Source organism: Cupriavidus sp. 05T313 (assembly GCF_056396665.1).
In genome coordinates, this window is sequence record NZ_JBFTLX010000261.1 from 1 (window position 1) to 10,012 (window position 10,012).

General features: G+C 62.4%; 9 protein-coding genes and 1 pseudogene. 7 read left to right on the plus strand and 3 right to left on the minus strand.

The genetic code is table 11. The features are described from left to right. Positions 1 to 419: 419 nt before the first annotated feature. From AC1DKD_RS34700 to AC1DKD_RS34710, 3 genes are all read right to left on the minus strand, one after another. A complete protein-coding gene (locus tag AC1DKD_RS34700; RefSeq protein WP_477144284.1) occupies positions 420 to 1,742 on the minus strand; it encodes a cytochrome P450 in 1,323 nt (440 codons plus the stop codon). A 61-nt stretch (positions 1,743 to 1,803) separates the two neighbouring features. Beyond that, complete coding sequence (gene bioF / locus AC1DKD_RS34705) at positions 1,804 to 3,027, minus strand: 8-amino-7-oxononanoate synthase (RefSeq protein WP_441635322.1); 1,224 nt, start codon at positions 3,025 to 3,027, stop codon at positions 1,804 to 1,806. Positions 3,028 to 3,342: 315 nt separating this feature from the next. After that, positions 3,343 to 3,657 (minus strand): hypothetical protein, encoded by a 315-nt coding sequence (locus AC1DKD_RS34710; RefSeq protein WP_441635324.1) that lies wholly within the window; start codon positions 3,655 to 3,657, stop codon positions 3,343 to 3,345. Positions 3,658 to 3,676: 19 nt separating this feature from the next. Between AC1DKD_RS34710 and AC1DKD_RS34715 the strand changes: the two genes are divergently transcribed. The 7 genes and pseudogenes from AC1DKD_RS34715 to AC1DKD_RS34745 all read left to right on the plus strand — a co-directional run bounded on the left by AC1DKD_RS34715 (position 3,677) and on the right by AC1DKD_RS34745 (position 9,885). After that, a complete protein-coding gene (locus tag AC1DKD_RS34715; protein ID WP_441635326.1) occupies positions 3,677 to 5,842 on the plus strand; it encodes a catalase in 2,166 nt (721 codons plus the stop codon). Positions 5,843 to 6,171: 329 nt separating this feature from the next. Beyond that, positions 6,172 to 6,441: a hypothetical protein gene (locus AC1DKD_RS34720; protein WP_441635328.1), complete on the plus strand. Its 270-nt coding sequence runs from the start codon at positions 6,172 to 6,174 to the stop codon at positions 6,439 to 6,441. 759 nt (positions 6,442 to 7,200) lie between these two features. Beyond that, positions 7,201 to 7,716: a hypothetical protein gene (locus tag AC1DKD_RS34725; protein WP_477144285.1), complete on the plus strand. Its 516-nt coding sequence runs from the start codon at positions 7,201 to 7,203 to the stop codon at positions 7,714 to 7,716. A gap of 398 nt (positions 7,717 to 8,114) precedes the next feature. After that, a complete protein-coding gene (locus AC1DKD_RS34730; protein WP_006159576.1) occupies positions 8,115 to 8,312 on the plus strand; it encodes a type II toxin-antitoxin system VapB family antitoxin in 198 nt (65 codons plus the stop codon). Then, positions 8,309 to 8,680, plus strand: a complete 372-nt coding sequence (locus AC1DKD_RS34735) for a type II toxin-antitoxin system VapC family toxin (RefSeq protein ID WP_441635332.1) — start codon at positions 8,309 to 8,311, stop codon at positions 8,678 to 8,680. Before AC1DKD_RS34730 ends, AC1DKD_RS34735 begins: the two co-directional genes overlap by 4 nt. 85 nt (positions 8,681 to 8,765) lie before the next feature. After that, complete coding sequence (locus AC1DKD_RS34740) at positions 8,766 to 8,945, plus strand: hypothetical protein (protein ID WP_441635334.1); 180 nt, start codon at positions 8,766 to 8,768, stop codon at positions 8,943 to 8,945. Positions 8,946 to 8,958: 13 nt separating this feature from the next. Then, positions 8,959 to 9,885, plus strand: a pseudogene (locus AC1DKD_RS34745) (IS630 family transposase). Positions 9,886 to 10,012: the final 127 nt, after the last annotated feature.

A 10,012-nucleotide genomic window follows, 5' to 3' on the forward strand; every position in this document is an offset into this window, starting at 1 on the left:
ACTTTTCCGTTGCGGTATCTGAAGTCTCCGTGTATCTGAAGTCTCCGTGCCGTCCCACACGCAACACTTCAGAACATACCAACAGAGCACATAACGTTTATTATGTTAAATTAGTCTGCTATATAACAATGAGTGCGGCGATCCCATTGGTTTGAATGGGACACCGACAACTGCGAAAGCCTGCAGGCAGCGACTGCCCAGCGCTCGATATCCAGCCGCGGTCTTGGGGTTGGCAGCAACGCGCAAGCCTGCGCAGATTGCTACTCGGTGGAAGTCCCTTCCATTCGATTACCCCGGCATGGGCGCGCCGAGGATTTCCGCCAGCGCGTGCGTGCCGCGATCGCACAGTATCGGCAAGTTGCAAAAGACGTGCGAATTAAGCTGGATTAGGCTCCCCCTATCTACCACTCTGGACCGTTTCAGCTCACGCCCATTGTGTGCGTCAAGGGCCGGCAGCGTACCTGCAGACTACCGAGCCCCCGATAGACGGGGTTCCCGGTCCAGCGCGGAGTTGTATCCAGGAGTTCTAGCCTGGGCCAGCGGGCCAATAGCGCCCGAAACGCAACCTCCGCCTCCATCAACGTCAGCGCGGCGCCAATGCAGAAATGCGGGCCATGTCCGAACGACAAGTGCGAGCCCTCCCGCCGGGAGATATTCAGGCTGTCCGGGTTGCTGTAGCGCGCCGGATCGCGATTGGCAGCGCCGATCAGGGGGACCACTAACTCCCCGCGCCGCAGCCGGCGCCCATGGAGCACCACGTCCGTGGTGACCCGCCGCCCTGTGTATTGGACCGGACTCTCGTAGCGCAATAGCTCGCGCAAGGCATTCGGCAGCAACTCGGGAGTCCGCTGCAGGCGCCGCCATTGATCCGGATGGCTCAGCAAGGCATACAGTCCATTGCCGAGCAGATTGCGCGTCGTCTCATGTCCCGCGAACAGCAGCATGGCGCATTGCGCCAATAGTTCGGCCCCGGACACCACCTCGCCACTGGCCTCGGCTCGCAGCAGGTGTCCGATCAGATCGTCGCCTGCTGCGTCCGGCACCTTTGCCCCTTGCGCCCGGCGTCGCTCGAGCGTTGCCTCGAAGGCGGCACACATCTTGAGCAAGCTAACCTGCGCTCGTCGTTTTAGCGCCGGATCAGGGTCCAGTGCGCCGATGAAGGCGGCCAGATCCTCGGACCAGGCCAGGAATTCAGGCTGGTCTTCCGCGTCCATGCCGAGCAGGCGTGCAATCACCATTGCCGGGAGCGGTCTGGCAATCCTCTCCATGAAATCAAACTGCCCCGCTTCGTCAATGCCATTCATCAGTCCGGCCACCATGTGCTCGATCGCGCCTGCGCTGGCGCGTAGGGCTGACGGCCGGAAGCCGGCACTGAGCACATGCCTCAGCCGCGTGTGATCCGGTGCGTCGAGAAATAACATCGCCCGGCTGAACAGGCGCTGAAAGGGACAGAGCGCCTGGCGCGATTCCTCGCTGCCACGCATCACCCAGCCACCCGTGCGCCGCGCTGAGTAGAGGGGATCGCGCAGCACGGCCTCGACGTCTTCGTGCCTTGTCAGCAACCAGGCGCCGCCGAAGAACTCCTCGCTCCAATAGATAGGGCCAGCCTCACGCAGCTCGCGGTAGAGAGGATAAGGATCGCGCAAGAATGTGGCGTTAACAAATGGGCGACAGGGAACTGGCTTCCCGATCACCGCTTTCGCATGCGCCACGGCCTCCGTGCTTAGCATTGTCGTACTCATGCTGATGGTCCTTGGGAGCACATTCCGAGCCTGGCGAGTGTGGCGAAGCGGGCTGGCGCGCTCATGCCGCATCCCGCTGCATCAGCACGGCAGACAGGCTGTCCAGCAAGCGCGCTATGTCGCCCGCGGTGTGCGCTGCCGAGAGCGCGACACGCAGGCGCGCCGTGCCTTCGGGCACCGTTGGCGGCCGGATGGCCGTGACGCGGATGCCATCGGCTTCCAGCGCGGCGGAGAGGGCCATGGCAGCAGCATTGCCTCCTACGATCAGTGGTTGGATAGGGGTATCGCTATCGACCAGCCGCCAGCCGGCCTCCGCATGGCAGGCCTGTAATGTTTCCAGGCCTGCTCGCAGCTGTCCAATAAGTTGCGCCATATGGGCCCGGCGCCGGCGTCCCTCCTCGCCCGCGATTAGCGCCAGGCTGGCCAGCAGCGCATGCGCTGCGGCCGGCGGCGCGGCCGTAGTGTAGATATAGGGCCGCGCCACATTGACCAAATGCTCCACGATGGTTGGGTGCGCCGCCACGAAGGCGCCCGCTACGCCGGCGGCCTTGCCCAGCGTGCCGATGTAGATGAAGCGTTCGGAGGCCAGTCCCAGGTGCTCCAGCACGCCGCGACCGCTCTCCCCCAGCACGCCAAAGCCGTGGGCGTCGTCGACCACGATCCAGGCATCGTGGCATTCGGCTAATGCCAGCAATTCGACCAGCGGGGCAAGGTCGCCATCCATGCTGAATACGCTGTCGGTTACGATCAGCTTGAGGGGGCTGTCGCTACCGGCCAGCAGTCTCGCCAGTGCAGTGGTGTCGCCATGCGGGTAGCGTTTGACATGGGCGCGCGCCAGAAGCGCCCCGTCGATCAGCGAGGCATGGTTGAGCTTGTCGCAGAACAGGGTAGCGCCGGCCGTGCCCAACGCGCTCAGCACCGCCATGTTTGCCATGTAGCCGCTACAGAAATAGAGCGCCTGCGCCTCGGGGATATGTGAATCCATCCACCGCGCCAACTCGTTCTCCAGATGGTCGTGGGCCAGCGAGTGCCCGTTAACCACGTGGGAGGCACCGCTGCCCGCGGCATAGCGGTAAGCGCCCTCGGCAAAGGCGGAGATAACCGTGGGATGGTTGGCCAGCCCCAGGTAATCGTTGCTGCAAAAACTCACCAGCGTGCGCTGCTCGCCGCATTCATTGCCGACCGCCTGATGTGGCGCGCAGGCTGTGTGTGTGACGCGCCGCCTGCGCGTCATGGCGCGTTCGGCGCGCTCGGCGGCGGCTTGTGTGAGTCGGTCAAGCAGCATGGCAGCATTGGCGGACGATTGGGGAAATGCATCTTAGATGCGTATCCGCGCTAATGGCAAACTGGGCTGTCGGCCAATTTTGCGAACATGTTGTACGAAGAAGCCGGCAAAATTGCGTAAAGTGTCGATCTTTGTGCTGAATGGCACCCATCAGCGTGTACGCTCTAGAAGCGGCACCACCCTCGCTTCGCCAAAACACGGAATCCGCATCCAATGCCACCGGAGCCACCGGAGGCAACCCGCCCCCTTTTTAGCGTGTATCCGAAACGGGCATAGCGCCGCCTCGCGAGACGAATAAGGTTTAAGTTGCACAAATTACATCTCGCTGAAAATTGCGCGTGTCGTGCCACGCGGAGAAAGCGCAGAAGCCGCAGGCGGGCAAAGGCGCAAGTGCGCGCGCCAGGCCGCCGTCAGGGCATCTTTCGGATGCCGCAGCGGCGCTGGCACGCTATCTGCCTGGATGAGGCCTTCCTGTTTGTTCTTGCCGACCCTCTTTCCAGGATTCACCATGCCAAAGACGCCTGCTTCCAAAAAGACTTCGTCCCCGAGGCCTTCCAACTGCAAATCCGGCGGCAACGGTGCCAGGCAGCCCGCGCCCGCCGGCAGCGGTGCCGCGCCGGACACAGTCACGGGTGTCTCGACCAGCGACGTGACGCAGACCGCAAGCCGCGCGGTTACCGGCGCGGATGCCGCATATGACCGCGCCGTGAAGGAGCGGCTGTCTCCCCAGCCGAAAGTGCTGGGGTCCGACACGGTCGGCAATGTGGTTTCCAACGAAGACCGCGTGCTGACCACCAACCAGGGCATGCCGATTGGCGAAGACGACAACTCGCTGCAGCTGGGCGCGCGTGGCCCGACCTTGCTGGAAGATTTCCTGCTGCGCGAGAAAATCACCCACTTCGACCATGAGCGCATTCCCGAGCGCGTGGTCCATGCGCGCGGCGCCGCCGCGCACGGCTATTTCGAGCTGCACGAATCGCTGGCCGACTACACAACCGCTGACTTCCTGCAACGCACCGGCGCGCAGACACCGGTGTTCGTACGCTTCTCCACGGTAGCGGGTTCGCGCGGATCCGCGGACCTGGCGCGCGATGTGCGCGGATTTGCCGTGAAGTTCTATACGCGGCAGGGCAACTACGACCTGGTCGGCAACAATATGCCGGTGTTCTTTATCCAGGACGCCATCAAGTTCCCGGACTTCATCCACGCGGTCAAGCCCGAGCCGCACAATGAGATTCCGCAAGCCGCCTCGGCGCACGACACCTTCTGGGACTTCGTGTCGCTGCAGCCGGAATCCATGCACATGGTGTTGTGGACCATGTCCGGGCGCGCCCTGCCGCGCAGCTTCCGCACCATGGAAGGCTTTGGCGTGCATACCTTCCGGCTGATCAATGCGCAAGGCCGCGCCACCTTCGTCAAGTTCCACTGGAAGCCGGTGCTGGGCGCCCATTCCCTGGTGTGGGACGAAGCGCTCAAGATCAATGGCAAGGACCCGGACTTCCACCGGCGCGACCTGTGGGAATCCATCGAGAACGGCGCCTTCCCCGAGTACGAACTGGGCGTGCAACTGGTGCCCGAGGAAGATGAGCACCAGTTCGGTTTCGACCTGCTCGACCCGACCAAGCTGATCCCCGAGGAGCTGGTGCCGGTGCGCCGCGTAGGCAAGATGGTGCTGAACCGCAACCCGGACAACTTTTTCGCCGAGACCGAGCAAGTGGCATTCCACCCCGGGCATCTGGTGCCGGGCCTGGATTTCACCAACGATCCGCTGCTGCAAGGCCGACTGTTCTCCTACCTGGATACCCAGCTCACACGGCTTGGCGGGCCCAACTTCCACGAGTTGCCGATCAACCGGCCGTTGTGCCCGGTGCACAACAACCAGCGCGACGGCTTGATGCGCCAGACCGTGGTGAAGGGCCGCTCCAGTTACCAGCCCAACGCGGTGGGTGGCGGCTGCCCGTTCCTGGCGGGCGACACCGATGCGCATCTGGGCTACGCGGAAGCCGCCGCCGAAGGCGCTGCCAAGGTACGCCGGCGCAGCGAGACTTTTTCCGATCATTTCTCGCAGGCCAACCTGTTCTGGCGCAGCCAGTCCGACACCGAGAAGGCCCAGATCGTCGATGCCTACACGTTCGAGCTCTCCAAGGTCGAGATCCCCGCCATCCGTGCCCGCGTGGTCGGCCAGTTGGCCCATATCGCGCCCGAGCTGGCCAGCGGCGTGGCCAGCAAGCTTGGCATTGAGGTGGAGTCCGTGGGCGAGCCGGTCGAGATCGATGACTACGGTATCGCGGCTTCGCCCGCGTTGAGCCTGGCGTCCCAGTCCAAGGGGAACATCCGGGGCCGCAAGATTGCCGTGCTGGTGGCGGACGGCGTCAGCGGCGCGGCGGTGGACTCGCTCAAGACGCGCGCCGCGGCAGCCGGGGCGTCCGCCAAGGTGATCGGCCCGCGCGCCAATGGCGTCACCTCAGCGGAAGGCAAGGCCGTGCTGGTCGATCACGCGCTGCCGTCCGTGGGTTCGGTGCTGTTCGACGCCGTGTACGTGCCCGATGGCGATGTCAGCGCGCTGCAGGCCGAACCGGCTGCCCTGCTCTTTATCTGCGAGGCCTACAAGCACTACAAGCCGGTCGGCGCCGGCGGCGCTGGCGCCGTGCTGGTTGCGGCAGCCGCGCGCGCCGCCGGTATAGAGGGCGGCTTTGCGGGGCCGGGCCTGGTGGTGGGCAAGAAGGACGCGAGCGCCCAGCACGATGCGTTCCTCGAAGCCGTGGGTGGGCATCGCTGGTGGGCGCGCCCGGACGCCGCGCGCATCATGGCCTGAAGGACTGGTGCCGTGCGCGAGCCGCGCAATATCGGGAAGGGAGCCGGTGCGCAACAGGACTATTAAATCCGGGCGCGCGATCAAACCAAAATATGACGCAGAAAGCACACAGACTATTATGTAAAATCATCCAGAAAAACTACGAGAGACGGGTTCGGTTGTCATTTTCGCGCCGCGCCCCCCATCACAACACCCGATGCTCGATATTCAGACGTTCGATACGGCGCGCTATGATGCGTTTCCACCGCATCGGCAACTAGCGCAGAACGGCGTTGCGCCACGGCCCGTTCTGATGCGGATCGACCCGATCAACAGAGAAGGAATTCGTCTTGGCGCTCGAAAAACCCGCATTGCACTCTGTCTGGCAAAACGACCAGGGAGACGCATTCATCGTCCTCGACGTGTTTGACCCAGCAGAAGACGGGATGGGGGACGACGACTATCTGCCCGGCTACTACCTCGTTACGTTTGTTGATTACGACGAGCGCAACGAGGCCGATATCGCTGGGGAGGAATTCGACAACGAGCAATGGAGCGCGCTCGTTAAGTCGCTCGACCTCAAGCAGAGCGGCGTGGAGCCCGGTGATTACGCAATTTGACACGCCATCACCAGCGCGGGGTTTTGCGCGTCTGCGGCTCTCTAGCACCGCCCTGTTCTAGCGCAGCGCATTCTGCTGCGTCTAACCACGGCCTTTGCCCAACTTCTGCCCATTTTCGCGGAAGACGCCTGCCGGTATTCTGAAGAGCCGCCTAGAAGCAGTACTGCCCTCGCTCGCCCCAAAACACGGGAACAGCCATCCAAGGCAACCGGCGGCAAATCCCATTTTTAACGTATATCGGAAACGCGCAAAGCGCTGCCTCGCGAGACGAATAAGGGTTCGAAACGAAGAGCGCGGTACCGCTACTGACGTGCGCGCTGCCGGCCCTGTGGCGCCTCCAGCCGACCCTTTGCGTGGAATTCGCGTGGGGACGCCAGCGCCCGCCTGCTAAACCTGCTGGACGAGGGCCGCATTGATGTGGCGATGTCGCAGCAGCGTGAGCCGGCGGCCCGACGTGGTAGCGCCTTGATACCCGCATTGGCGAGTTCGCGCTCCAGCGCCAAGCGCGCTCTCGGCGCTGGCTACGGCCACGGTTCGTTCCTGATCGATCTCGAGCAGCGCGCGTGCCCCGCTCCCGGACCACCGCGACCGCTCGCGGGTGCGCTCCAGGTCCATCGAGAATTGGGTGCGCAACCCCTGCAACTGCCTTCGAGCGCCACCACTTGACGTATGCCCTCCTCCTGACGCGCCTGCGTGGCACGTGTATTTGGGCGCGTACAATCGGCGCGCTCGAGCCTGGGCGGAGTGACAACCCCGAACATGCAACCGGATAACCTTGGCCCGCGCCAAAAAGTGAACTTTAAATCTCTCAATCTTTTCGTGGCCAGCAGCTTTGTGCTTGCTGTTGCCAATGCCGCCGTAGGGGCCGGTGCGCTCCATGAAATGCGCCAGGACGCGTATGCCCGCGCGCAGGAAGGGGCCGCCAATCTCTCGCTGATCCTGGAGCGCGATATCGCCCGCAATCTGGAAATCTATGAGCTGTCGATGCACTCCGTAATCGACGGCGTCAAAGATCCGGCCTCCAGCGCGCGACGGTATGCCGCCTCGGCTTCGATCCGCTTCTCCATTTCCAGATCGGCTCCGACGAGGAACCATTCCTGCGCCTCGGCCGCCGGCGCCCGTGTATCGTGTAGAGACTCCACGACCGCCGCGCCCGGTTCACCTGGCTCAAAGTCCATCAGCATCTGGCCCGACACGGCCTGCCATCCCCTTCCCTCGTCCTTTGTTGCCACCTCTTTGCCCATCGCACGAATCYGCACACCGGTCGGCGGCTAGCCAGTGCCGCGAGAAGCCTTCACCCTTGCCAGCCATCGGTGATGGAGAGATTCCGCAAGGAAGTGCTAGGCGCCACACTGGCGGGGATCTACGGGCAGTGGCAATGTGAAGGCGACGTCCGGCACTTGGTGGCGCAGCACATCGTTGACTTGTCGCCGCTGTTGGGCAGCCTTGCCACAAGCAGCCGCAATTTCTGCTAACTTGCAGCCCGAATCGACGCGGCGCCGATTTTTCCGAAGACGCGATATCTCGTCTGTGTTTGCGGGTGGTTTTCGCTGTTCTCGCGTGCAACTGCATAGGAATATTGCGGCAAAATGCGCTCATTACGAGGTGACGAAATGCACTATTACAAGCATCAAACGATGCTATAATTGGTGCTGATACTTACGGAGGTTCCCATGCGTACGACTATTGCGCTTGATGACGACTTGATCGCCAAGGCTCAAGCCTATACGGGCCTGGAGGAAAAAACGGCACTTGTGCGCGAAGCACTAAAGGCCTTGATCCAGCGTGAAGCCGCGAAACGACTCGCGAATCTTGGCGGTAGCCAACCGGGCATCAAGGGGGCGCCGCGTCGGCGGCAGGACGTCGAATGATTCTTGTCGACACGTCGGTCTGGATTGACCACATCAACGCTTCTGATCCTATGCTGATTAGCCTGCTTGCCGAGGAGCGTGTGCTGGCTCATCCATATGTGATAGGCGAGATTTCGCTCGGTAGTCTGCGTGACCGTGACGTCGTGCTTGGCGCGTTGCTCGATCTGCCGCGCGCGCCAGTTGCAACGCCGGAGGAGACCTTTTATCTGATCGAGCGCGAAGGTTTGTTCAATCGTGGAATCGGATATGTCGACACGTCACTGTTGGCGTCCGCGCGCCTACAACCAGGCATCACCATCTGGACGCGCGACAAGCGATTGAAGAAAGTTGCCGATGAACTCGATCTCGGCGCGGTGCTCGCGCACTAGATAACGGAAAAGTGATCCCCGTGATGGAGTAGCTGGCGCCCCGGCAGGCGGCTGTGCGGCAGTGATCGACTAGAAAGGAAGAACGATGAGTCTGCAGATTTCATCTGTGCCGCTTGATGCCGCCTCCAAGGCGATTCTTGCCAAGTTGGTTAGCAACGGCTGGAACAAGGCTGGTGTTCAATATGTTACGGACGAGAGCGTCGTTTCGGCGGTGACCGAGCGCTATTTCTTCCGGCATCCATTGCGCGGGCAGATMAAGCATTGACGCGTCCGCGCTGGTGAGCAGCGGTTACTCGTGCACCGAAGTCGGCCAGTTGTTCGGTCAGGCGGCCACGACAGTTCAGCGATGGGCCCGACGTTTCGAGCGGGGTGGTTTCGACGGATTGCGGGAAGGTGAGCGGCCCGGACGTCCGCGTGCGTTGGATGAGGCGCAATGGGCTCGCATTGAGACGGATCTGCGCAAGACACCACTTGACTTCGGATTTGAAGCGGGCCTGTGGCATGGGCCTGTTCTTTCGGAGCACTTGCGTCAGCGCTACGGCATCACGCTGGCCGTGCGTCAGTGCCAGCGGTTGTTTCGCCAGATGGGTTTTCGGCTGCGCAAACCGCGCCCGCAGGCCGCCCAGTCTGATCCCGTTCGCGTTGCGGCGGTAAAAAAACTGCGGCGACTGGCAAAACGCGACGACATTGAGCTATGGAGCCTGGACGAATGCCATTTCCAGCAACACGGATCGCGCTGTCGCATGTGAGTGGCCCCGGAGCTCCGCGACCCGGTGTTGATGCATGCGCCGACGCGCAAGTCGGTGGCGTGCTTTGGCGCCGTCAGCTTGAGCACTGGCCGCTTCGTCTGGAAGGTGTGCCGTGTCTTCAACGCAGAAACGTTTGCATCCTTTCTGCGCCAGCTACTGCGCCATCGACGTCGCGGCAAGCGCATCGTCGTCGTGCTGGACAACGCCAGGTACCACCATGCCATCCTGCTCAAGCCGTTACTGCGCAAGTACAGGCGGCACCTGACCTTGTTGTTCCTCCCGCCATACAGTCCGCAACTGGCGCCTATCGAACGCGTCTGGAAGCTGACAAGACGCCTGGCGCTACATAACCGGTACTTCGCCACGCTCGCCGAAGTCCTCTCGGCGGTCGACGCCTGCTTCCAGCACTGGAAGAGACCAAACGAAGTGCTGCGAAGACTATGCTGCATTATTTAGGTTCTTCAGACTTTCGTGTGGGTAGGTAGTACGCTTTCGCGCATGGCTTGGTAAGGAGGTGTGCGATGGACAGCGTGGAACTGTACCGGCAGCTGCTTGGCGTGACTGCGCCATGGACGGTGGAGCG

What these genes read in the sequence shown, in the direction of transcription:
- AC1DKD_RS34700 (WP_477144284.1), bottom strand. Translation starts at nt 1,742, where the DNA reads ATGAGTACGACAATGCTAAGCACGGAGGCCGTGGCGCATGCGAAAGCG.
- bioF (WP_441635322.1), bottom strand. Translation starts at nt 3,027, where the DNA reads ATGCTGCTTGACCGACTCACACAAGCCGCCGCCGAGCGCGCCGAACGC.
- AC1DKD_RS34730 (WP_006159576.1), top strand. Translation starts at nt 8,115, where the DNA reads ATGCGTACGACTATTGCGCTTGATGACGACTTGATCGCCAAGGCTCAA.
- AC1DKD_RS34735 (WP_441635332.1), top strand. Translation starts at nt 8,309, where the DNA reads ATGATTCTTGTCGACACGTCGGTCTGGATTGACCACATCAACGCTTCT.